At 69.2% G+C, this 21,461-nt stretch carries 20 protein-coding genes and 2 riboswitches; of the genes, 4 read left to right on the forward strand and 16 right to left on the reverse strand.

Features of this window, described 5'->3' with window-relative positions; translation table 11 throughout:
• Nucleotides 1–6: 6 nt before the first annotated feature.
• A complete protein-coding gene (locus HHAL_RS09655) occupies nucleotides 7–858 on the reverse strand; it encodes a universal stress protein (protein ID WP_011814696.1) in 852 nt (283 codons plus the stop codon).
• A gap of 22 nt (nucleotides 859–880) precedes the next feature.
• On the reverse strand, nucleotides 881–2,374 hold the full coding sequence (locus HHAL_RS09660; RefSeq protein WP_011814697.1) for a SulP family inorganic anion transporter: 1,494 nt from the start codon (nucleotides 2,372–2,374) through the stop codon (nucleotides 881–883).
• Between the two features lie 336 nt (nucleotides 2,375–2,710).
• Between HHAL_RS09660 and HHAL_RS09665 the strand changes: the two genes are divergently transcribed.
• Complete coding sequence (locus HHAL_RS09665; RefSeq protein WP_011814698.1) at nucleotides 2,711–3,502, forward strand: ParA family protein; 792 nt, start codon at nucleotides 2,711–2,713, stop codon at nucleotides 3,500–3,502.
• A gap of 12 nt (nucleotides 3,503–3,514) precedes the next feature.
• On the opposite strand, the gene HHAL_RS09670 is transcribed toward HHAL_RS09665, so the two are convergent.
• The 14 genes from HHAL_RS09670 to HHAL_RS09735 all read right to left on the reverse strand — a co-directional run bounded on the left by HHAL_RS09670 (nucleotide 3,515) and on the right by HHAL_RS09735 (nucleotide 16,618).
• The gene (locus HHAL_RS09670; RefSeq protein ID WP_011814699.1) at nucleotides 3,515–3,970 is read right to left on the reverse strand and encodes a YaiI/YqxD family protein; all 456 of its coding nucleotides are present in this window, start codon (nucleotides 3,968–3,970) and stop codon (nucleotides 3,515–3,517) included.
• Nucleotides 3,971–4,020: 50 nt separating this feature from the next.
• Complete coding sequence (locus tag HHAL_RS09675; protein WP_011814700.1) at nucleotides 4,021–4,410, reverse strand: fluoride efflux transporter FluC; 390 nt, start codon at nucleotides 4,408–4,410, stop codon at nucleotides 4,021–4,023.
• Nucleotides 4,407–4,811 (reverse strand): CrcB family protein, encoded by a 405-nt coding sequence (locus HHAL_RS09680; protein WP_011814701.1) that lies wholly within the window; start codon nucleotides 4,809–4,811, stop codon nucleotides 4,407–4,409. The genes HHAL_RS09675 and HHAL_RS09680 overlap by 4 nt, the downstream gene beginning before the upstream one ends.
• Before the next feature lie 133 nt (nucleotides 4,812–4,944).
• Nucleotides 4,945–6,150, reverse strand: coding sequence for an efflux RND transporter periplasmic adaptor subunit (locus HHAL_RS09685; protein WP_011814702.1), 1,206 nt, complete (start codon nucleotides 6,148–6,150; stop codon nucleotides 4,945–4,947).
• 2 nt (nucleotides 6,151–6,152) lie between these two features.
• Complete coding sequence (locus HHAL_RS09690; RefSeq protein WP_011814703.1) at nucleotides 6,153–8,516, reverse strand: ABC transporter permease; 2,364 nt, start codon at nucleotides 8,514–8,516, stop codon at nucleotides 6,153–6,155.
• Complete coding sequence (locus HHAL_RS09695) at nucleotides 8,513–9,172, reverse strand: ABC transporter ATP-binding protein (RefSeq protein ID WP_081432256.1); 660 nt, start codon at nucleotides 9,170–9,172, stop codon at nucleotides 8,513–8,515. The genes HHAL_RS09690 and HHAL_RS09695 overlap by 4 nt, the downstream gene beginning before the upstream one ends.
• A 152-nt stretch (nucleotides 9,173–9,324) precedes the next feature.
• Nucleotides 9,325–10,041, reverse strand: a complete 717-nt coding sequence (locus tag HHAL_RS09700) for a TVP38/TMEM64 family protein (protein WP_011814705.1) — start codon at nucleotides 10,039–10,041, stop codon at nucleotides 9,325–9,327.
• Nucleotides 10,038–10,607 (reverse strand): SAM-dependent methyltransferase, encoded by a 570-nt coding sequence (locus HHAL_RS09705; protein WP_187147859.1) that lies wholly within the window; start codon nucleotides 10,605–10,607, stop codon nucleotides 10,038–10,040. The genes HHAL_RS09700 and HHAL_RS09705 overlap by 4 nt, the downstream gene beginning before the upstream one ends.
• On the reverse strand, nucleotides 10,604–11,380 hold the full coding sequence (locus HHAL_RS09710) for an ABC transporter ATP-binding protein (protein WP_011814707.1): 777 nt from the start codon (nucleotides 11,378–11,380) through the stop codon (nucleotides 10,604–10,606). Before HHAL_RS09710 ends, HHAL_RS09705 begins: the two co-directional genes overlap by 4 nt.
• A gap of 8 nt (nucleotides 11,381–11,388) precedes the next feature.
• Nucleotides 11,389–12,450, reverse strand: coding sequence for a FecCD family ABC transporter permease (locus HHAL_RS09715; RefSeq protein ID WP_011814708.1), 1,062 nt, complete (start codon nucleotides 12,448–12,450; stop codon nucleotides 11,389–11,391).
• Nucleotides 12,450–13,304: a cobalamin-binding protein gene (locus HHAL_RS09720; RefSeq protein ID WP_011814709.1), complete on the reverse strand. Its 855-nt coding sequence runs from the start codon at nucleotides 13,302–13,304 to the stop codon at nucleotides 12,450–12,452. Before HHAL_RS09720 ends, HHAL_RS09715 begins: the two co-directional genes overlap by 1 nt.
• A 23-nt stretch (nucleotides 13,305–13,327) precedes the next feature.
• Nucleotides 13,328–13,903: a Uma2 family endonuclease gene (locus HHAL_RS09725; protein ID WP_011814710.1), complete on the reverse strand. Its 576-nt coding sequence runs from the start codon at nucleotides 13,901–13,903 to the stop codon at nucleotides 13,328–13,330.
• 158 nt (nucleotides 13,904–14,061) lie between these two features.
• Nucleotides 14,062–14,631, reverse strand: a complete 570-nt coding sequence (locus HHAL_RS09730) for a cob(I)yrinic acid a,c-diamide adenosyltransferase (RefSeq protein ID WP_011814711.1) — start codon at nucleotides 14,629–14,631, stop codon at nucleotides 14,062–14,064.
• Between the two features lie 103 nt (nucleotides 14,632–14,734).
• Complete coding sequence (locus tag HHAL_RS09735) at nucleotides 14,735–16,618, reverse strand: TonB-dependent receptor domain-containing protein (RefSeq protein WP_011814712.1); 1,884 nt, start codon at nucleotides 16,616–16,618, stop codon at nucleotides 14,735–14,737.
• A 134-nt stretch (nucleotides 16,619–16,752) separates the two neighbouring features.
• Nucleotides 16,753–16,990, reverse strand: a riboswitch (cobalamin riboswitch).
• Nucleotides 16,991–17,099: 109 nt separating this feature from the next.
• Here HHAL_RS09735 and HHAL_RS09740 point away from each other — a divergent pair.
• From HHAL_RS09740 to HHAL_RS09750, 3 genes are all read left to right on the forward strand, one after another.
• Nucleotides 17,100–17,861, forward strand: coding sequence for a cobalt-precorrin-6A reductase (locus tag HHAL_RS09740; protein WP_011814713.1), 762 nt, complete (start codon nucleotides 17,100–17,102; stop codon nucleotides 17,859–17,861).
• 48 nt (nucleotides 17,862–17,909) lie between these two features.
• Nucleotides 17,910–18,161: riboswitch (cobalamin riboswitch) on the forward strand.
• A 145-nt stretch (nucleotides 18,162–18,306) separates the two neighbouring features.
• A complete protein-coding gene (locus tag HHAL_RS09745; RefSeq protein WP_011814714.1) occupies nucleotides 18,307–20,337 on the forward strand; it encodes a TonB-dependent receptor plug domain-containing protein in 2,031 nt (676 codons plus the stop codon).
• Between the two features lie 2 nt (nucleotides 20,338–20,339).
• The gene (locus tag HHAL_RS09750) at nucleotides 20,340–21,461 is read left to right on the forward strand and encodes a cobalt-precorrin-5B (C(1))-methyltransferase (protein ID WP_011814715.1); all 1,122 of its coding nucleotides are present in this window, start codon (nucleotides 20,340–20,342) and stop codon (nucleotides 21,459–21,461) included.

The raw sequence follows: 21,461 nt of genomic DNA on the forward strand, positions 1-21,461 counted from the left end.
CCGCTCCTAACGCAGGATGAGCAGCGGCGTGCTCGAACGCATGATCATGTGCGTCGTGGTACTGCCGACAAAGAACCGGCGCAGCCGCGAGTGGCCGAAGGCCCCCATGGCCATCAGGTGAATGTCCTTCTCCTTGCGGTAGTTGCACACGGTCTCATCGATGCCGCCCGGGCGGACCTCGGCGTGCACGGTATACCCGGCTTCCTCCAGCTGCTGGCGCGGCCCCAGCAGGCGCTCACGGTTGACCGCCGTATCGGCATCCACCAGCAACAGGTGCGCCTCGAGGCCCTGAAGCAGCGGGCTCTCGGTGATGCGGTCCACCACCTTCTGGGCTGCCGGGCTCCCGTCGTAGGCGATCAGGAAGCGTTCCGGCTCCCGGAAATCCAGGGGGGCAACGAGGATCGGCTTCTGCACCCGGCGGATGGTGCTCTCCAGATGGCTGCCGATGTGCTGCGCCAGGGCGTCGCCGTCCTCGCCCTGCTTGCCAAGGACCAGCAGCCGCATCTCGTCCTGGGCGTCGGCCAGCACGTCGGTAACCTCGCCGTTGCGCAGCAGCCGGCCGGGATTCTCGATGCCCTGCTCGCGGGCCCGGGCCATGGCGTCCTCCAGGATGGCACGCGCCTGTTCGCGGGCGAGTTTGCCGCGCTGCTCCTCGAGCGTAACCATCTCGTCGAGGAGATTCTCGCGCACCCCAAAGGTCAGATTGCCGCTGAGATCCCGATCGCGCTCGCCGTGCGGGTTGCGGAATGCGTGCAGAAAGGTCAGGGGCGCATCCAGCCGTTTCGCTGCCCAGACCGCATGATCACAGACGGCCGGCGACGAGCGGGACCCGTCGACACTGGCAATGACTTTGCTCATTCGTTCGGACTCCATTGCGTGCTCAGTGGCCCATCAGCCGCTCGACGGCGTCCGGCTCGTTATGGACCGCGTAGCGATCAACGATGGTGGCCGTCGCCTCATTCATGCCGACGATCTCCACCTCAACGCCTTCGCGGCGGAAGTTTATGACGACCCGGTCAAGCGCTGCCACCGACGTAATGTCCCAGAAGTGCGCCCGGGTCAGGTCGATGGTGACCGTATCCAGGTCCTCGCCGAAGTCGAAGGACTCCCGGAAGCGCTCGGCGGAGGCGAAGAAGACTTGGCCGACCACCTCGTAGCGCCGGTGCAGAGTCTGGTCATCGGGCAGCGACTGCACGTCGGAGCGGACGTACATAAAGCGACTGACCTTGTTGGCGAAGAACAGCGAGGCGAGGAGCACGCCGGTGAGCACGCCGATGGCCAGATTGTGGGTGAACACGGTCACGCCCACCATGCTGACCATGACGATGTTGGTACTCAGCGGGTGGTCCTTCATATCGCGAAGCGACCGCCAACTAAAGGTACCGATGGCCACCATGATCATCACGGCAACCAGGGCGGCCATGGGGATCATCTCCAGCAGCGGGGTGAGGAAGACCACCAGGACCAGCAGGACGACACCGGCCACCAGCGAGGACAGCCGCCCCCGGCCACCGGATTTCACATTGATGATGGACTGACCGATCATCGCGCAGCCGGCCATGCCGCCCACACTACCGGCGGCGATGTTGGCAATGCCCTGCCCCTTGCACTCGCGGTCGCGGTCCGTCTCCGTATCGGTCAGGTTGTCGACGATCCCCTGGGTCATCATCGACTCGAGCAGCCCCACCACGGTCAGCGCCAAGGCATAAGGCAGGACGATCCACAACGTCTCTAGGTTCAACGGGACGTCGGGCCAGAGGAAGACCGGCAGGGTATCCGGCAACTTGCCCATATCACCGACGGTGGGGACGTCCATACCGAGGAACCAGGCGATCGTGGTCAGCACCACGATGGTGACCAGCGGCGACGGCACCAGCCGCGTCAGGTAGGGGAGCAGATAGATCAGCGCCAGGCCACCGGCGACCATGGGGTACACCGCCCAGGGGACATCGATCAGCTCGGGTAGCTGCGCCATGAAGATGAGGATCGCCAGGGCGTTCACGAACCCGGTCATCACCGAGTTGGAGATAAAGCGCATCAACTGCCCGACCCGCAGGTAGCCGGCGATGATCTGCAGCACGCCGGTCAGCAGCGTAGCGAACAGCAGGTACTCCAGCCCGTGGTCCTTGACCAGGGTGATCATCAGCAGCGCCATCGCCGCCGTCGCCCCGGAGATCATGCCGGGCCGGCCGCCGGTGAAGGCGATCACCACGGCGATGCAGAACGAGGCGTAGAGCCCCACCTGCGGGTCGACGCCCGCCATGATCGAAAAGGCAATCGCCTCAGGGATCAACGCCAGCGCAACGATGATGCCCGCCAGCACGTCGGCCCGCACGTTGCCGAACCACTCCCGTTGAATCCGATCCCAGTTCATCACTTCCCCTGATTGCGTGAAGCCAATGGCCCGATGGTGGCGAGCTGCCCATGAGGACATGACTGCCGTGCGGCGCCGAAGAGACGGCGCGCTCAGGACAGCAATGTGCTCGTAAAGGGAGACCCAGGCCGAGAAGAGACCGGGGCGAAGCCTACGCAGTGAAGCATCGGCCGCCGGCCGCGAAGGGTGCGGATCCTAGCAGACCATTGAAGGAAATGATAGTGAGAGCCCTCAGGATCAGGTGCCCGCGGATTGACGCCGGGCAACCATCAACCCGATACTTGCGAGCGCTCCCGCGATCTCTAACCGGTTGGCCAAGCGGGGCAGGAGGCAAGCGTGAATCGCGTGATCTTCAACCAGAAAGGCGGGGTGGGCAAATCCACCATCACCTGCAATCTGGCCGCCATCAGTGCTGCCAGCGGGTTACGGACCCTGGTGGTCGACTCCGATCCGCAGGGCAACTCCTCGCAGTACCTGCTCGGCGGTGCCGCAGAGACCTGCGAACACACCATCGCCGACTTCTACGCCTCGACGCTGGGCTTCCGGCTCGGGCCACGCAAGCCCGCCGACCTGGATCAGTTCATCACCGAGACCCCGTTCGAGAACCTCTCCATCCTGCCGGCCAACCGGGAGCTGGAGGCACTGCAGAATAAGCTGGAGGCGCGCTACAAGATCTACAAGCTGCGCGACGCCCTCTCCAGCCTGCAGACCCCCTTCGATGCCATCTACATCGACACCCCGCCGGCGCTGAACTTCTTCAGCCGCTCGGCACTGATCGCCGCACAGCGCTGCCTGATCCCCTTCGATTGCGACGACTTCTCCCGTCGAGCGCTCTACGAGCTGGTCGAGCACCTGGAGGAGATCCGCGAGGATCACAACGAGGCGTTGCGGGTCGAGGGGATCGTGGTGAATCAGTTCCAGCCCAGCGCCAACCTCCCCCGGCAGCTGGTCGAGGAGCTGATCAATGAGGAACTGCCCATCCTCGCCCCGCACCTGAACAGCTCCGTCAAGGTCCGCGAGTCGCACCAGAACGCCCAGCCGCTGATCCACTGGGCGCCAAAGCACAAGCTGACCGGGCAGTTCCGCGAGCTCTACGAGAACCTCAACGGCGCGACCGTCACCTCCTAGCCCGCCCGACGCTCAACCCTGCGACGGGCGGCGGGCCAGGATGCGGTCGAGTTCGTTGGCAAAGGCCTGCCGATCGCGCTGGCTCAGGGCGGCCGACCCCCCGGTATCCACGCCGCTGGCGCGCAGGGTATCCATGAAGTCACGCATGTTCAGCCGCTCACGGATGGTCTCCGGCGTATAGCGCTCACCGCGGGGGTTGAGGGCCTGCGCGCCGGCCTCGATGACCTCGGCGGCCAGCGGGATATCGCCGGTGATCACCAGGTCCCCGGCCGCTACCCGGCGGACGATCTCATGGTCCGCCACATCGAACCCAGCCGCCACCTGAACGGAGCGGATGACCGGCGACGGCGGGACGCGGATCGGGTGATTGGCCACCAGGGTCAGTTCCACCCCGGTGCGCTGGGCGGCGCGAAAGAGGATCTCCTTGATGGCTCCCGGACAGGCGTCCGCGTCGACCCAGATTCTCATGATGCGCCCCCAGATTGCCTCGGTAACGGTCTCAGCGCGACGGCCGCTGATCAGCCACCGAGCCGTCGCTGCGTCACAGCGTAACCGATCGCCACCGCTCCCAGGCAGAGGACCGTGGTGGCCAGCACGTTGGCGCCGGCCCACGCGGGGGCCCGTTCCAGGAGCGCCAGGGTCTCCAGGTTGAAGATCGAGAACGTGGTAAACCCGCCGCAGAAGCCGTTCACGGCGAACTGCCGCCAGTGGACGGGTAACGCCCGCTCGCCCGGATCCGACGCCGCCCAGGCGGCCACGATACCGATCAACAGCGAGCCGATCGTGTTCACCAACAGCGTGCCCCAGGGGAAGGCGACCCAGCCGGCCGCCACCATGACCCCATCGACGCCGTAGCGGCTCACCCCGCCCAGCGCGCTGCCGGCGGCCACCCAGAGGGTGATCCTCATACGCCGCCCCCCGGGATCAACGCACCCGCCTGCAGCCCGAGCCAGGCGCCGGACAGAGTCAGCGCCAGGGTGGCGAAGACGTTACCGACCGCCCGGGGCCAGCCCCCGGCCTGAACAAGGGTGAAGGTCTGCAGGGCGAAGGAGGAGACCGTGGTGTAACTGCCGCAGAAGCCGATCAGCAGCAGCCCCTCGAGCGTGGCCAGGCCACCTGTGGCCGCCAGCACCGCCGCCAGCAGGCCGGCCAGCAGCGCGCCGGAGGCGTTGACGACCAGCGTCCCCCAGGGGAAGGCCTCGCCCAGCCGCCGATTGACCAGCGCCGCCACCCAGAAGCGGGCGACACCCCCCAGGGCACTGCCCGCGGCCACCGCCAGGCCGCCTGCAAAACCAGCCATCATCGCCATGGGTCAGTTGGCCACCCGGGTGTACGCACCCACTTGTCGGACCTCTTTCACCGCTCGCTCCCCGTGAACCAAGCCCGGCTAGACTAGGGATTTCCGGTTCATCGGACAATGCTCGCAACCGCGCCTTGCGCGGTCAGCGGCGCACCTCCAGGCGGTCGCCGTCGCCGAGTTCCCGGGGCGGATGCACCACCACGGCCTCCCCGTCCTCCAGGCCGGAACGGAGGCGGGTCTGGCGGGCACCCCGCTCCCCGATCTCCACCGACCGCAGCCGCGCCCGCCCCTGCTCTGCGACCAGGACCGCCCAGCCGTCATCGTGGCGGAACAGGGCGCTGGTCGGCACCCGCAGCACGTCCTCCGCCGACCAGAGCACGAAGACGGCGTTGACCCGATAGCCGTCGCCGAGGCGCTCCCAGGCTTCCCGCGGCGATGCCAGATCGGCAATGACCCGCACCCGCCGCTCTTCCACGCCGAGGGCGGTAATGTACTCGAAGCCGTAGGGCTCCACCCGGCGTACGACCGCCTCCAGGGGGGCCTCATCGCCCCAGCGCTCCAGCCGCACCGTCATCCCCGGCGTGATACGCACCGCATCCGCCGAACGCACCTCCACCTCGACCTCCAGCCGCCCGAGATCGGCCATCTCCAGGATCGGCTCCCCGGGCTGCACCACCCGGGCGCTATCGAAGTGGCGCTTAAGGATCGCGCCATCGATCGGGGCGCGCAGACGGATCGGCTCGATGTCCCCGGGCGCCAGGGCGTCCTCCCCCTCCCAGCGCAGGACGGCCTCGGCCTGGTCGCGCTGCGCCTCGGCGGTGGCCACCCGGAACTGCGCCGAGCGCCACCCGGCCAAGGCCCGCCGTCGCTCGGCATCGGCACGCTCCACCTCCCGCTCCGCGACCACTCCCTCCTCACCCAGAGCCGCCAGCCGACGGTACTCGTCGGCCGCCGACTCCGCTGCTGCCTGCGCCGCCTCGGCCTCCTCGCGGGCCGCCCCCAGCGCCGAGTGCGCCGCTTCGAGCTGGGCCCGGGCCTGATCCCGGGCACGGGCATCGAGCACCGGCACCGCCATCGGATCAAGGGTGGCGAGCACCTCCCCGGCCTCGACCCGGTCACCCGGTTCCAGGGTGATCCGGCGGGCCTGGGCCGCGGCCGGGGCCGAGAGGACGTACCGGTCCGCCACGCGGGTCTTGCCCTCCTCCTCGAGGGTGACCTCCAGGGGGCCACGGCTGACCGTCTCGGTATCGACGAGGATCGGCGCCGGCCGCAGCAGCAGGACGAGCAGCCCGAGGACCGCGAGACCGGTCAGTGCCCAGCCGATGATGGGCTTCCAGCGTGGATGCATCGCTACTCCCTCGATTTCAGGGCCTCGACCATGTCCAGCCGGTCCAGCCGGCGCCGCACCACCCACGCCGAGAGGCCGGCAACGGCGAGGATCACCAGGGTCGCCAGGGCCATGCCCGCCGGCGACGGGATCATGGGGACCCGATAGAGCTCCGACTCCGCCGCCTGGACGATGATGGCGTAAAGGTAGTGGCCGATGACGAACCCCACCGGCAGGGCAGCGGCGATCAGCAAAGCCTGCTCGCCGAGCAGCAGGTAGGCGATCTCGCGGCGGGTGAAACCGAGCACCCGCAGGCTGGCCAGCTCCCGGGAGCGCTCCGCCAGCGCGATCCGCGCATTGTTATAGACCACCCCGAAGGCGATGGCTCCGGCAAGCAGCGTGGTCATCGCCGCGGTGACCATCATGGTCCCGGCCACATTCTCCTCGAAGTTGCGCATGGCGGCGTCGGCCTCGGTCGCCCCGGCGACCCGCGGACGGCGGTCGAGCTCGCGCAGCAACGCCCCGCGCTCCGGCCCGGCGAGGCCCAGCCAGGCGCCGGAGATGGCGTCGCCGTCGCCGAGCAGCCGGTTCAGGGCATCCAGATCCATGTAAACGGACACCCCCAGGTACTCGGCGATCACCCCGCTGACCGGCACCTCCAGGGTCTGCCGCCGGCCCTCAAGCACCCGGATCTCCAACGTATCGCCGGGTCCGACCTGAAGCTGATCGGCCAGATAGTCGGTGAGCACCACCCCTTCCTCGGGCAGCGGCACCGTGCGCAGGTCGGTATCCAGCAGGCGGCGCAGGTCCGCACCGGGCTCCAGGCCGAGCACCGCCATCCGGTGACGACGATGGCCGAAGGCGACCTCTGCCGCCACCTGCCGGAACGGTTCGGCGCGGTCCACCCCCGGCAGACCGGCGAGCTCGTGCAACGCCTTGCGCGATGTCGGCTCGTAGAAGGAGACGGTCACGTCATCCCGCTGCACCAGGTTGAACTGGACGTCGATCATGGTATTGAGGGCGTTGCGCTGGTAGGGGCCGATCATCAGCACCGCTACCGCCAGGGCGATCCCCAGGGTCGCCAGCACCGCCCGCAGCGGACGCCGCTCGATGCCGCGCAGGATCATCCGCGTGGGCTGGCTGAACCAGCGCTGCAGACCGAGGCGCTCGACCACCGTAGGCCGGTAAGTCGGGGGTGGCTCCGGGCGCATCGCCTCCGCGGGTGGCAGTCGGGCGGCGCGGCGGACCGCCATCCAGGTCCCCAGCAGCGCCGAGGCCGCGGTCACCCCGGCGGCGATGGCCACCACCGGCAACTGCAGCCGGAACTCGAGGAATGGGAAGCGGAAGAATTCGGCGTAGAGCTCGGCCAGGTGCCCCCCCAGCCAATACCCGACGGCCACACCGACGGCCACGCCGAGGCCGACGATGAGCAGCACCAGCCGCATGTAGTGCGTAGCGATGGCCAGGCGCGAGTAGCCGAAGGCCTTCAGGGTGCCGATGATCTCGCGCTGGGTGGCGATCAGGCGACCGACCACGACATTGAGCAGGAAGGCCGCCACACCGAGGAAGATCGCCGGGAGCACATAGGCGAGGTTGGCGAGCTGCGTCAGCTCATCCTCCAGCAGTGCGTGGGAGAGCTGATCCGCCCGGCCGTAGGCACCGCGCCCGCCCCAGGGCTCGAGCAGACGGTCCACGGCGTCGATCACGTCACCCGGCCGGGCTCCGTGCTGCAGCGTGAGCAACAGGTCGTTGAAGGCGCCGTCCATGTCGTAGGCGGCGGCCAGGGCCCGGCGATTCATCCACAGGATGCCGTAGCGCTCATAGTCCGGGAGGATCTCCCCCGGCCGGATCTGGTAGATGAACTCCGGCGAGACCGCGACACCGACCACCTCCAGGCGCTGGTAACGGCCGCGGACGACCGCCGCCAGCCCGTCACCGGGGCGCAGCCCGTGGGCCTCGGCGAAGGCATCGCTGACCACCGCCTCCTGCTCCCGACCGGGCTCCGGCAGCCGACCGTGGCGCAGGTGGAGGCGGTTCATGTCCGGCTGCCGACCCTCGGGCAGGGAGAGGATGCGCCCGGTCACCGGGTTGTCGTAGCCGGGGACGTCCAGGTTGGCCGCCGCGACCACGCGGTCCTCGACCCGCTGGACGCCGTCGATGCCCCCGATCTCCTCCACCAGACCCCGCGGCGCCCGTTCGGCGGCGGCGAAGAGATCGGCGAAGCGGTACTCCTGATAGAAGGCGTCGCGGGTGTCGGTCAGGGCGAAGAGCGCGGTGAGAAACATCATCAGCGTCGCCACCCCGCCGGCGATGACCACCGCGATGGCGATCACCTGGCCGCGCATGAGCCCCAGTTCGCGCAGCAGCTTGCGGGTCAGCGCGGTCACCAGGAGAGCTCCGCCGCCCGACGCCGCTGATCGTTGGTGCGCACCGAGTCGATCAGGCCGTCCTTGAAGTCCACCACCCGGTGAGCCATGGCGGCGATATCCGCGTTGTGGGTGATCAGCGCGGTGGTGGTGCCCAACTCCGCGTTGATGCGCTCGAGGACCTCCAGCACGGTCACACCGGTCTTCGAGTCGAGGGCACCGGTGGGCTCATCACAGAGCAGGACCTGCGGGCGCTTGGCCACGGCGCGGGCGATGGCCACCCGCTGCTGCTCGCCCCCGGAGAGCTGGGAGGGAAAGTGATCCAGGCGGGCACCGAGGCCAACCAGCTCGAGTGCCTCCTCCGGGCGCATGGGGTCGCGGGCGATCTCGGTGACAATGGCCACGTTCTCGCGCGCCGTGAGGCTCGGGATCAGGTTGTAGAACTGGAAGACAAAGCCGACGAAGTGGCGGCGGAACGCCGTCAGCTCCGCCTCCCCGGCTCGGGTGAGATCGCGCCCCTGGACGATGACCCGACCACTGGTGGGCGTATCGAGCCCACCGAGGATGTTCAGCAGCGTCGACTTGCCACTGCCCGACGGCCCAAGGAGCACCACCAGCTCCCCGGCGTAGAGGACCAGATCCACCCCGCGCAGGGCGTGCACCGCCACCTCGCCCATGCGGTAGACCTTGGTAATGCCCTCGGCACGGAAGACTTCTTGGGGGGACACCAACCCGGGGCCCTCGCAACGGCGCAGCAACGGTTAGTGTCCAGTCTAGGCCGCTGACGCGGACACCACCGCCCCCGGGGCGAGAGACCTCGCCGGTGCTTTTAACCCTCCGGCCCGCCGCTGGCGCCTCGCCGACGCAGCCGCGCCGCGGCGAGGCTGGAGAGCAGGGGCAGCGCGCCCAACGCCACCAGCGAGGCGATCATCCCAGTGCTCATCAGCTCCGCCGGGGTGTGGACCGCCTCCAGATGCGCCCCGGCGTTGGTGAGGATGGTCACGCCAGGGAGCATGCCCAGCAGGCTCACCCAGAAGTAGGTCCGCGCCGGCATCCGGGTCAGCGCAAAGAGCGCGTTGATCAGGAAAGTGGGGAACGGCTCGGCGATGCGCAGCAGGAACAGCGCACTCGGCCCGTGATCGGCACAGTGCCGGTCCACACGCTGCAGGGCGTCCGGGAACCGGCGGCGCACCGCATCGTGGAGGGCGTAGCGGGTGAGCAGGAAGATCGCCAGCGCGCCGGTGCTCACCGCCACCAGGACCAGCGCCAGCCCCGCCCAGAACCCGAACATGACCCCGCCGGCAACGGTCAGCACCCCGCTGCCGGGCACCGAGACCACCGAGAAGAAAAAACGCAGGGCCAGGAAGGCGAGCGCCGCCTGCACCGGCTGCGACTCGGCCAGCTGCCGGAGCTGCTGCAGCTGGCCGTGCACCCAGGCCCACTCGGGGGCACTCCCGGCCCACAGGGCCCCGAGCAGCGCCACCAACAGCATCGCCAGAGCGGCGCGGGCGCCGAGGGTGGTCCAACGCAGGGTCGTTCCGTTCACAGGTTCACCGGTGCCGGGTGGAGAAAGAGCTCGGTGCGATCGAAGGTCGGCATCCGGTGCCGGCAGCTACCCGCCACCGACTCGCCGACCAGCGGGCCCCCGTACTGACCCTCCAGGCCGGGCCGGGGCAGACGAAAGAGCACGCGCGCCGGCGCACGCTGGCGGCGGATATTGGCAAGGATCGGACCGCGCGGACAAGCCTGCAGAGCGATCAGGGCCACATCGATCTCCGGCAGGGGGTCGGCCGCCGCATCGGCACACACGACACGGACCCGGCCGGGCCCCGCCCCCGCCATCCCGAGATGGGCCACAACCGCCTGAGCCCCGGCGACCGCCGCGGCCGAACGGTCCACGGCGGTGACCCGGGCACCACTCAGTCGCGCGGCCAGCACTGCGGTGAACGGCAGGGCCCCGCAACCGACATGCAGGAGCCGCTCCCCCGGCACCACCCCAGCCAGCCGCAGTTCCCGGGCCACCAACCGGCGGTACGGCAGGGCGTAGAGGTGGAACAGGAGCGGCCACCGGGCACTCCAGCGTTCCAGCCTGGCCACGCAGGGGGCGATCAAGCGCACGGCATCCCGCCGGCGGGCACGAAGACCCGCGCACCGTCGGCTTCGGTCGCCACCAACCGCTGGCCGTAGAGTTGTTCCAGCGCCTCGGTGACCAGCATCACCCCGGTCGGCCCCCAGCAGGCATCGCCGTTGGGGTAGAGCAGCAGGATGTGCGTACACCAGCGCGCCGCGAGGTTGATGTCGTGCAGGCAGAGAAAGACCCCGCGCCCCTCCCGGGCCTGGCCGGCGAGCAGATCCATGACGGCCACCTGGTGGCGAAGATCGAGGTGGTTGGTGGGCTCATCAGCCAGCCACACGGCCGGGTCCTGGGCCAGCACCGTGGCCATCGCCAGGCGTTGGCGCTCGCCGCCGGAAAGGGTACTGACCAGCCGCTCCTCCAGGGCACCGAGCTCCAGCCGCTCCAGGGCCTGCCGGGCACAGGTCAAGTCCTCGGCGGTCTCCAGATCCCACGGGGTCAGGTAGGGGTGACGCCCGATCAGGGCGGTCTCCAGCACCGAGGCGGGGAAGCCGTCGTGGCGCTCCTGGAAGACCACCCCCAGGCGCCGGGCCAGGGCCTTGCGCCGCCAGCGACGCAGGCTGACGCCGTCGAGCTGAACCACGCCGGCGCGGGGCGCGCGCAACCCGGCCAGGGTGTGCAGCAGCGTGGTCTTGCCGGCGCCGTTGGGACCGAGGACGCCCCACACCTCCCCGGGCTCGATGGCGAAGTTGAGCGGGTAGCCGTCCGTCCGCTCGGGGATATCGATGATCAGATCCTGGGCCTGCAGCATGACGCGACCTACCGACTCCGGTGCAGCAGATAGAGGAACAGCGGGACGCCGAGCATCGCCGTGATCACGCCCACCGGCAACTGCTCCGGGGCGATCAGGGTGCGCGCGAAGACGTCCGCCAGCGCCAACAGCGCGCCGCCGGCCAACGCCGCGGCGGGCAGGATCAGCCGCTGGTCGTTGCCCAGTACCAGGCGGAGCATGTGCGGCACCACCAGACCGACAAACCCGATGCTCCCCGCGGTGGTCACCGCCACCGCGGTCAGCACGCTCGCCGCCACGTAGACCCCCCACTCCAGGGGCCTCACGGCCACACCGAGGGCCGCCGCCTGGAGCGGCCCGCGGGCGAGGACGTTGAGGCTGCGCCCCAGGGGGACCGCCACCGCCACGGCCACCGCCAGCGCCGCCAGGGCCAGCCACGGGCTGCGCGCGTAGGCCAGATCCCCCATGAGCCAGTAGAGCATCCCGGGCAGCTGCTCGGTGGGGCCGACGGCGAGCATGAAGGTCACCAGCGCCCCCCAGCCGGAGGCCACCACCACCCCGGTGAGCAGCAGCCGGGTCGGCGTCCAGCTGCCGGTGCCGTGGGCCAGGCCGAAGACCAGCAGGGTTGAGAAGAGCGCCCCGACAAAGGCGGCCCCGGAGACCAGCGCCATCCCCAGGCCGGCGAGCATCGCCGCCAGGGCCCCCACGGCGGCACCGCCGGAGAGCCCCAGCACATAGGGATCGGCGAGCGGATTGCGCAGCAGCACCTGCATCAGCGCCCCGGCCACCGCCAGCAGGCCGCCGACGGCGAAGGCGGCCAGTGCACGGGGGAGGCGCAGCTCGAGGACCAGGGTGCGGTGCAGGGGCTCCCCGCCACCGGTGAAGACCGCCAGCACCTCCCCCGGGGTCAGCGGCACGCTGCCGATAGCCACCGCAGTGGCCACCGCCAGCAGCGCCGCCCCGGCCAGCACGGCCAGCGGCACCAGGAAGCGCACCGGCGACCCGATGCGACTCGGCTGGGCCAAAGCGCCGCCCTCCTCACTCACCGCGCCGGCGCGCGCCCGCTGATCGGCTGTGCGCTCAACCCCCATCAGCGATTGCGCCGGGCCTGCTGGAGCTTGTCACACAGCACCCGCGTCCCCTCCAGGATGCGTGGCGTCGGGCGCTGGATCGTGGACGGCTCGACAAAAAAGAGGTTGTCCTTGGCGGTGGCCTCGAGGATGTCATAGCGCCGCCACTCCTCCAGCCACGAGTCATCCGCCTCGCCCATGCCGCCGGCGACGATCGCCTCCGGGTCGGCCGCAAGGATGGACTCGGTGTCCAGCCGCGGGGTCAGGCTGTCGAGATCACCGAAGACGTTCTCGCCGCCGCAGATGCGGATCGACTCGCTGATGATCTGCTCGTCGTTGACGGTCATCACCGGGTCCGGCCAGATCTGGTAGAAGACCCGCACCGGATCGCGGTCGGCGTACTCGGCCTCCAGCTCGTCCCGCGCATCGCGGAAGCGGGCGGCCTCGGCGTCGGCCTCGTCTTCAGTGCCGGCCAGGGTACCCAGACGCTCCAGGGAGGTGGCGATCTCGTCGAGGACCTTCGGATCGCTGCGGTAGAGCGGCAGGCCCAGCGCCTCGATCCGCTCCAGCTGGCTGCTGGAGTTGCCGCTGGTCCAGCCCACCACCAGATCCGGATCCTTCGCGAGGATCGACTCCATATCGAGCCGGTCGTAGGTGCCGACCCGGGGCAGTTCCTCCGCCGCCTCCGGATAATCCGCGTGACTGACCGCGGCCACCACATGGTCCCCGGCGCCGGCGGCGAAGAGCAGTTCCGTCGCCCCGGGCGAGAGGGCCACAATCCGCTCCGCCGGGGCCTCCAGGCAGACCTCGCGGCCGGCGTCGTCCTCCACGCAGCGTTCACCAGCATGCACCGGCGACCACGCCGCCAGCAGCACCAGAAATCCGGCTGCGATGCCCCCTAGCGCGGTTCGGGCCCCGGCGGGGCGTCCTCGAAGACCTCGGCCCCGATGAGCCGGGCCTCCAGGCTGGCCAGCACCACTTCTTCGTGGGCCTCGTGCGGGTACAACACCCAGTGGCCCTGACCGTCCGCCCGGTAGAGCTCCAGGCTCCCGATCTCCGGGTCGATGAGGAGATACTCCCGGAGCGAAGGGAGTTTGCGGTAGGCGGCAAACTTGGCACCCCGGTCGTACGCCGCCGTGGAGGGGGACAGCACCTCCACCACGAGGCACGGCGCCTCCTTGTGCTGGGACCGCTGATGATCGGCCGGATCGCAGGTCACCAGCACATCCGGGTAGAAGAAGGCGTCGGCAGCCGCCACCCGCACCTTCATGTCGGCCATGTACGTACGGCAGCCACCCCCGCGCAGCTGCTGGCGCAGCGCGCTGGCCACGTTCAGCGTCACGGTCACGTGGCGGTCCGAGGCCCCGCCCATGGCGAAGATCTCCCCCGCCACGAACTCGTGCTTGAGGGGTTGCTCCGCCTCCCAGGCGAGGTACGCCTCGGCGGTCATCCCGGCGGGCTGCGGATCGGCCATGGCTGGAACCTCGGGATACACAGTCATCGTCAGTGTAGCAGCGCTGCCCCGCCTTCCCGATCCTCTTCAGCCGGCAGAGCCGAACCACAGGCCGGCACACCACACACCCTGCTGTCATGACCCGCTTCCCCCCTGCCGCCGAGAAGCTGATCGTCACGCTAAGCGCCCTCATCCGCCGCCCGCTGACCCGCCGGACGCCAGAGCACCTCGCCGCCGTTCTCGTAGCGGGAGAGAACCCGGGCAACGACGAAGAGCAGGTCGGAGAGGCGGTTGAGGTAGGCCATAGACTCGTCACGCACCGCCTCGTGATGGCTCAGGGCCACCAGCTTGCGCTCGGCCCGGCGACAGACCGCCCGGGCGATATGGCAGTCCGCCGTGGCCTTGCCGCCACCGGGGAGGATGAACTCCTTGAGGTGCGGCAGGGAATCGTTGAAGTACGCCAGCGCCCCATCCAGCCGTTCCACGGCCTCGAGGGGCAGCGCCGAGTGACCGGGCACAGCCAACTCGGCGCCCAGGTCGAAGAGCTCGTTCTGGACCTGGGCCAGCACCGGCGCCACGTCTTCTGGCAACTCATGGGCCAGTAAGCGGCCCATGAAGCTGTTCAGCTCATCCACCTCGCCGAAGGCCTCGACCCGGTGGCTGTCCTTGTCCACCCGCGAACCGTCGCCGAGGCCGGTCCGGCCCTCGTCCCCGGTGCGGGTGGCGATCTTTGATAGACGGTTTCCCATGGTTCCTCCGTGCTCCGGTCTTGATCCATTTCCTGCCCGAGGCGGCGGCTGAAGATGCCGGCTCTCCAGCCGCGCGCTGAGCACTGCTCCAACTGCCTACCTGCTACTGCTGATTGAAGTGCAGCGAGACGTACACCGCCCGCCCCGGCTGGTTGTAGCCGCCCACCGTCTCGTACTCCTTGTCCAGGGCGTTCTCCAGCGTCCCGCGCAGGGTCCACTCCGGGGTGATGGCGTAGCTGGTGCGGAGATTGAGGAGGCCGTAGCCGGAGAGGCGCACGCGTTCCGACTGACTGGTAGCCATATCAAAATCGGTGTCATAGCTTCGCCCCCGCAGCAGGCCAGTGGCCCCCAAGGAAAAATCCCCCAGCTCGCGATCGATTTCCAATCGGAACGACTCACTCGGGCGCCGAAGCAACTCCTCACCCGTCTCCCGGTCCTCGTGATCGAGGTAGGTGAACGCGCCAGAAAACTGCCATTCCTGCCAGTGCGCCCCCGCCTCCAGCTCGGCACCGCGGATGCGGGCCTCTTCGACATTGCCAGGCTGCGTCCAATCCTGCTGACCATCCACTGGCTTATCAGCGATCAAATTGTCGATGTCCGTCCGGAACAGCGCTGCATCCACATAGCCCCTTCTGACCTGCCAGCGTGCACCCACCTCCGCAGAAGCGGACGTCTCGGCCTCAAGGTCCGTATTTCCTCCGGCAAGCAACCAATTCGGGTTTTCAGGTGCATACAGGTCGTTGAATGTCGGCGCCTTGAAAGCCGTGCCGTAGCTCGAACGCAGCCGAAGTCGATCCGTTGCGTCAAAGCCCCAGGCGACCTGACCGGTCACGTTGTCACCGTAAGCCTCGTTGTCGTCGTAACGCAGGCTGGCACCGAGGTCATGTCGGCCTAAATCCAACTCGAGCTGCGAATACGCACCGGCGTTGTACCGGCTGGTTTCGTCATAATCGTCGGCGGTGTCGACTTTCTCATCTCGCCAGTCACCGCCAAAGGCCCAGACATGCCCGGCGCCCCAATACAGCTCATTCCGCCAACTTACCTCGTGGCGTTCAGTGTACTGCCATGTCTCTCCCCGGCTATCGACGTTATCCTGCTCATCCTTCGCCTGGGAGACCGCCAGCTCGCTGAACCAGCGCTCGGTGAGGTCCCCGCGGACGCCGCCACGGAGGGCCTGGAAGTAGTGATCCGTCCAGTCCTCTTCGCCAAGTCTTGTCCCGTCGAACTCGTTTGTACCCTCTGAGCGGAACCCCGTCGCGAAGAGTTCGGCACCGCCGGGTAGCCGATGGCTGAAACGGCCGCTGAAGCTGGTGTTCTCAAAGCCGTCGGGGTCCTCATCTCCCTCACCGTCCTGGACGTTGATCCCGTCCGTCTCGTAGTGGCTGGCCGAGAGGGCGTAGCGGCTAGCCGCAGTCCCGCCAGAGACACCCAAACCGAATTCGTGGGTGTTGAACGACCCGGCGCCGCCGAAGGCACGGAAGCGCGGAGGGCCCTCCTCCCCCTGGCGGGTGAAGACCTGGACCACACCGCCGACGGCGTCGGCGCCGTAGACGCTGGTGCGCGGCCCGCGCACCACCTCGATGCGGTCAATCTCGGCAGGAGGCAGATATTGCCAGGCGGCCCCTCCTTGCGTCGCCGAATTCATCGGCACCCCATCGACCAGCAACAGGGTATGGTCAGAGTTGGTACCGCGCATGAACAGACTGGTGCTCTTGCCGAACGGACCCGACGTCGTCAGGCTCGACCCCGCCTGACCCTGCAGCAGATCCGAGACCTGCCGAGGCTGCTGGCGGTCGATCTGCTCGCGGTCGATGACGGAGACGGAGGACAGGGACTCATCGACGGTCTGGGCCATTCGAGTTGGCGTGACCACGAGGGGCGCGAGTTGTGCGGACTCCCCGTCGGTATCGGCGATCGCCGGGCCGGCACTTACGGCAAGACCGGCCGCCACACCCGCGGCGACCCGGCTGGTGGTGTTGCTGGGCATGCTTTCCTCCCTTCCGCGCGCCACCCGCACGCGCGTCGGTCCGGTTACACCGCAGGGAGGAAGACAGGGATGGGGGAAGGGTTCGCGCTTGCGCCCGGCAAACGGTGGCCTGCCCCGGTCTGCCGCCTCCCGCGGCACCTGGGTTCCCTCAGGCCGGTCTCCGGGCTCGTGGGTGGGGTCGGGTGACCCCGGGCGGATCGCCTTCCCGCAGGGCCCGCCGCCGAACGACGACGCCTTGCAGTGGCCTTCTGATCCGCCCCCCACCTACCGTTGCGGGGGCAGCGCCGGACTCGCCGCTGGGTGCGGCTGTACCGGTCTTCCCGTTTCACCCCGCCGCTGCTCGCGCGGGGCACCTGAGGAAGTTGGTACTCTAGGCAGCTCGCTCACCGGCGTCAAACCGCCACCGACCCGGACCACTGGAGCCGCTGCCGAGACGCCATGACCTGTTACCCGCCACTACGGGCCCCTGTGCGCCGCCGCCATGACGCCTGAGCCGCTGCGCGTGCTGCTCCTCGGCGGCACCGGCGAGGCGCTGACGCTCGGCCAAGCGCTGGAGCAGGAGCCCGGGATCGCCGCGGTCTACTCCGTGGCCGGGGTGACCCGCCACCCACGGCTACCTCAACTGCCGGTGCGTCGCGGCGGCTTCGGCGGCGCTGTCGGCCTGGCCGCGTACCTGCAGCAGCACGGCGTGCACTGCCTGGTCGATGCCACCCACCCCTTCGCTGCCGGCATCTCCGCCAACGCAGCGGCGGCCGCCCGGCAAACGGGGACAGCCTTGCTGGCGGTGCGCCGGCCGGCGTGGCAGCCGGGGCCGGATGAGCAGTGGCATCGGGTGGCCGACATGGCCGCCGCCGCCGAGGCGCTGGGGCCACAGTCGAGCCGGGTACTGCTGACCATCGGCAATCAGGAGGTCCCGGCCTTCTGCGCGGCACCCCACCACCGCTACTGGATCCGCTGCCTGGAGCAGCCGGCGCAGACCCCGCCCGGGGCGGAACTGCTCTTCCAGCGCGGGCCGTTCCGTTACGCCGACGAGTGCCGCCTGCTCCGCGCGCACGGCATCGACACCCTGGTCACCAAGAACGCCGGCGGGGCCGCCACCCGCAGCAAGCTGGATGCGGCTCGGGACTGCGGGGCCCGGATCGTGATGGTCGAGCGCCCGCCGGACCCGCCCGAGGCGGAGGTGGCCACCGACGTCGGGCACGCACTGGCGTGGCTCCGCAGCTACCTTCAAGGGCGCTGGTGACGCTTTGCTGCATCATGGATTCATTGAATCTAATTTGCTCGCCTGCTAACGTCCGACCCGCCAATGGGTGCCCGCCGAGGCCACTCCGCCTCGCGGGTTAAACGGGAAGACCGGTTCAGCCGCACCCAGCGGCGAGTCCGGCGCTGCCCCCGCAACGGTAGGTGGGTGGCGGCAGACCCCGAGAGCCACTGCGGATCGCACGTCCCCTGGGCGGCATCCGCGGGAAGGCAGTCTGCCGCCCGGAGGTCTTCTCACCTCCGCCCCACAAGCCCGGAGACCGGCCCATGGCCAACCGGAAGACCGCGGGAGGCGGTGCGCCGGGATCGGTCTCCAGTGCGCGCGGCATCCTGCCGGGCGTCGCCTCGGCTAGCCGAACCCCGCCCCACTGACTCCCCGCGGTACACGCAACCGCAATCGCGCACGGGCGGTGCGCAGAGGAGTCAGCATGGCTACAGGACAGCCCATCGCCAGGGCGCTGCTGAGCGGCGCCGCGGCCCTCCCCCTGATGGCAACACCGAAGGCTGGATCGGCCGAGGAACACCCCACCGTCCTCCCCGACCTGACCGTCACCGCAGCCACGCGCACGGAGCGCCAGGTGGAGCGGACACCGGCGGCCACGGAGATCCTATCCGGAGACGACATCCGGCGCAGCGGTGCTGCCATGCTCGATGAGGCGCTTCAGGCAGAGTCGAGCATCTACACCGGGGTAGACGGCAACACCTTCTCCATCCGCGGCGGCAACCGCGATGACATGCTCTATCTCATCGATGGCCGCCGCATCGCCGGCACCTCATCCCGTAGCAACGAACTCAACCGGATCCCGGTGAGCCATGTCGAGCGTATCGAGATCGTTAAGGGGCCCGGCAGCGTGGTCTACGGGGCGGACGCTGTGGCCGGTGTCATCAACGTGATCACGCGGCGGCCGGAGCCCGGCCTGGAAGGCGGCGTCTCCGCCCAGGCCGGAACGCCAACCGACGCGGAGGGCGGTGAGCAGTACCAAGGGGGCCTCTACCTGGGCGGTGGCACGCAAGATACGCGCTTTCGGCTCTTCGCCGACGCCCTCGAGCGCGAGGCGTACTCGGAGGAGACAACCACTCAACCCGACGAGGGTGGCGCTCCATCTTCCCAGACCTTCGATCGGGATCTCCGCCCATCCGCCGATGTGTACACCCTCCGCGGCGGAGTGACCCACTGGTTCACCGATCGCTTCCATATCGATCTCGAAGCCGGTTTCCTGACCGAGGAGCGGCAAGAGCGCCTCGTCCAAGGCAGCGGCCCGGGCAATATTGAAGACTTTGCAGCTGTGGAGACCGAGGAGAGCGACCGGCGCGACCTGGCGGCGACGGCGGAGTGGCTGGCCACCGAAAACCTGGAGCTGCGCTACCAGGCCTACGAGAGCCATTATAAGTTTGACCGTGTCCGGTCGCACCTTGCTCCGCAGGACTTCGCCTCGGACGCAGCAGATCGAGACTTCGGCTTCCGCGAGGCGACCTTCACCGAGCGCGTCAACGACTTCCTGGCACAATGGCAGCCGGCGCCCCGCCACACCGTGCTGACGGGCCTCGAGCACAAGCAGCAGATCTACCAGGACCTCCAGCCAGAAGACGAACCCGAGCACGACCAGTGGGTAGGCGGCGGCTTCCTGCAGCACGAGTGGCAAGCCACGGACCGCCTGGATCTGGTCTACGGCGCTCGGCATGACGAGACCTCCACGGAGGCGGACAGCACCTCGCTTCAGGCCGGAGCTGTTTACCGCCTGGCCCCCGAGGTCCGACTGCGCGCCCAGTACGCTGAAGGCTTCAAGCTGCCCGAGCTGCGCTCCTTTTACGTCGATACGGAAGATGGCCAGGGGCGCGAAGTTCGCGGCGCCTACGTCATTGACCCGGATGTTGGTAAGGACGAGACACACGAACTCGATCCCGAGAGCAGCCGCAACTACGAGTTCGGCATCGCCGGCGACCTGAATCTGCAAAGAGATATCACGGCGTTCTACGACATCGGACTCTTCTACACCGAGTACGATGATCGCATCGGGCGGGCACCGGGGAACGGTTACCAAACCTTCAAAAACGTCGACAGCGCCCGCGCCCAGGGGGCCGAGCTCAAGCTCGGCGCCGCCTTCGACCCGCAACTCGAGCTGACGCTGGCCGCCACCTACCTCGACGCCATCGACCGCGACAGCCGGGAGACCCTCACCGATACGCCTGAATGGACAGCGGTAGCCAAGGCGCTGTGGACGCCCACGGACCCGCTGGAGGTGCAATTACGCACCCGATACGTGGATGAAGTGCGCGTTGGCGACGACTGGGACAGCGCCTACACCCTCACCGGCCTGGATGTCGCGTATGCCCCTGCGGCCTGGGATGGGCTCAGGCTCCAGGGCGGTATCGAGAACCTGCTGGATGAGGGCAACGACTCCTCCCTTCGAGCCGACCCCGGGCGCTTCGCCCGTGCAGGTGTGCGGTATGATTTCTAGGCATGAGCGAGGATACCTCCCAGCCGACTGATCAACAGGCCGGCACCGCCCTGCGCCGGGGCTGGACCACCGGCGCCTGCGCCGCCGCCGCGGCGCGGGCGGCCTTCACGGGCCTGGTCAGCGGCAGCTTCCCCGACCCGGTCACCATCCGCCTGCCGCGGGACCGGAGCCCGGCCTTCGCCCTGGCCGTTCACGCTTGCGGCGACGGCTGGGCGCGGGCCGGCGTCATCAAGGACGCCGGCGACGATCCCGACGTCACCCACGGCGCGCTGGTCTCGGTGACCGCCCGCCCCGGGGCCCCGGGGCGCGGGGTGCAGCTCCGCGCCGGCCCCGGGGTCGGTACCGTGCGGCGCAGCGGCCTGCCCGTCGCGGCCGGTGAGCCGGCGATCAACCCCGGGCCGCGGGGCTATATCGAGCAGGGCATCGCTGAGGCCGCCGCGGCGCTGTCAGCCCCGACGGACGTCACACTGGAGCTCGCCATCGAGGACGGCGAGCGCCTGGCAGCGCAGACCCTCAACCCGCGCCTGGGGATCGAGGGCGGGCTCTCGGTGCTCGGCACCACCGGGTTGTTGGTGCCGTTCTCCTGCGCCGCCTGGATCGACGCGATCCAGCGCGGCATCGACGTGGCCCGCGCCGCCGGCATCGAGCACGTAGCCGGGAGCACCGGGCGCACCTCGGAGCAGGCCGTGCAGGCTTACCACCAACTCCCCGACGAGGCGTTGATCGACATGGGCGATTTCGTCGGCGGGATGCTCAAGTACCTGCGCCGCTATCCGGTGCCGCGGGTCACCATCGCCGGCGGTGTGGCCAAGATCACCAAGCTCGCCCAGGGCTTCCTGGATGTACACTCGCGCCGCGGGCAGGCCGATCTGGCGGCGTTGGCCGAGACCGCCGGACGACTCGGCGCGGACGCCACCTGCCGGGAGGTTATGGCCACCGCCAACACGGTGGCCGAGGCGTTCGATCGGGCGCAGGCGGCCGGCCTGCCCCTGGGGGACGCGGTGGCGCGGGAGGCGCAGCAGACCGCCCTGAACCTGATCGACCCGGCGTGCAGCGAGGTGGAGGTCCTCCTCTTCGACCGCCGCGGCCAGCGGGTTGGCCGCGCCGGCTGGGCCCGGGACTGA

Origin of the sequence: Halorhodospira halophila SL1 (assembly GCF_000015585.1) — a bacterium.
Taxonomy (GTDB): Bacteria; Pseudomonadota; Gammaproteobacteria; order Nitrococcales; family Halorhodospiraceae; genus Halorhodospira; species Halorhodospira halophila.

Excerpts from the sequence above, each read along its gene's own strand:
- HHAL_RS09655 (WP_011814696.1), bottom strand. The coding sequence starts at position 858 with ATGAGCAAAGTCATTGCCAGTGTCGACGGGTCCCGCTCGTCGCCGGCC.
- HHAL_RS09660 (WP_011814697.1), bottom strand. The coding sequence starts at position 2,374 with ATGAACTGGGATCGGATTCAACGGGAGTGGTTCGGCAACGTGCGGGCC.
- HHAL_RS09670 (WP_011814699.1), bottom strand. The coding sequence starts at position 3,970 with ATGAGAATCTGGGTCGACGCGGACGCCTGTCCGGGAGCCATCAAGGAG.
- HHAL_RS09675 (WP_011814700.1), bottom strand. The coding sequence starts at position 4,410 with ATGAGGATCACCCTCTGGGTGGCCGCCGGCAGCGCGCTGGGCGGGGTG.
- HHAL_RS09680 (WP_011814701.1), bottom strand. The coding sequence starts at position 4,811 with ATGGCGATGATGGCTGGTTTTGCAGGCGGCCTGGCGGTGGCCGCGGGC.
- HHAL_RS09685 (WP_011814702.1), bottom strand. The coding sequence starts at position 6,150 with ATGCATCCACGCTGGAAGCCCATCATCGGCTGGGCACTGACCGGTCTC.
- HHAL_RS09695 (WP_081432256.1), bottom strand. The coding sequence starts at position 9,172 with ATGGGCGAGGTGGCGGTGCACGCCCTGCGCGGGGTGGATCTGGTCCTC.
- HHAL_RS09710 (WP_011814707.1), bottom strand. The coding sequence starts at position 11,380 with ATGCTGCAGGCCCAGGATCTGATCATCGATATCCCCGAGCGGACGGAC.
- HHAL_RS09715 (WP_011814708.1), bottom strand. The coding sequence starts at position 12,450 with ATGGGGGTTGAGCGCACAGCCGATCAGCGGGCGCGCGCCGGCGCGGTG.
- HHAL_RS09725 (WP_011814710.1), bottom strand. The coding sequence starts at position 13,903 with ATGGCCGATCCGCAGCCCGCCGGGATGACCGCCGAGGCGTACCTCGCC.
- HHAL_RS09730 (WP_011814711.1), bottom strand. The coding sequence starts at position 14,631 with ATGGGAAACCGTCTATCAAAGATCGCCACCCGCACCGGGGACGAGGGC.
- HHAL_RS09735 (WP_011814712.1), bottom strand. The coding sequence starts at position 16,618 with ATGCCCAGCAACACCACCAGCCGGGTCGCCGCGGGTGTGGCGGCCGGT.
- HHAL_RS09740 (WP_011814713.1), top strand. The coding sequence starts at position 17,100 with ATGACGCCTGAGCCGCTGCGCGTGCTGCTCCTCGGCGGCACCGGCGAG.
- HHAL_RS09745 (WP_011814714.1), top strand. The coding sequence starts at position 18,307 with ATGGCTACAGGACAGCCCATCGCCAGGGCGCTGCTGAGCGGCGCCGCG.
- HHAL_RS09750 (WP_011814715.1), top strand. The coding sequence starts at position 20,340 with ATGAGCGAGGATACCTCCCAGCCGACTGATCAACAGGCCGGCACCGCC.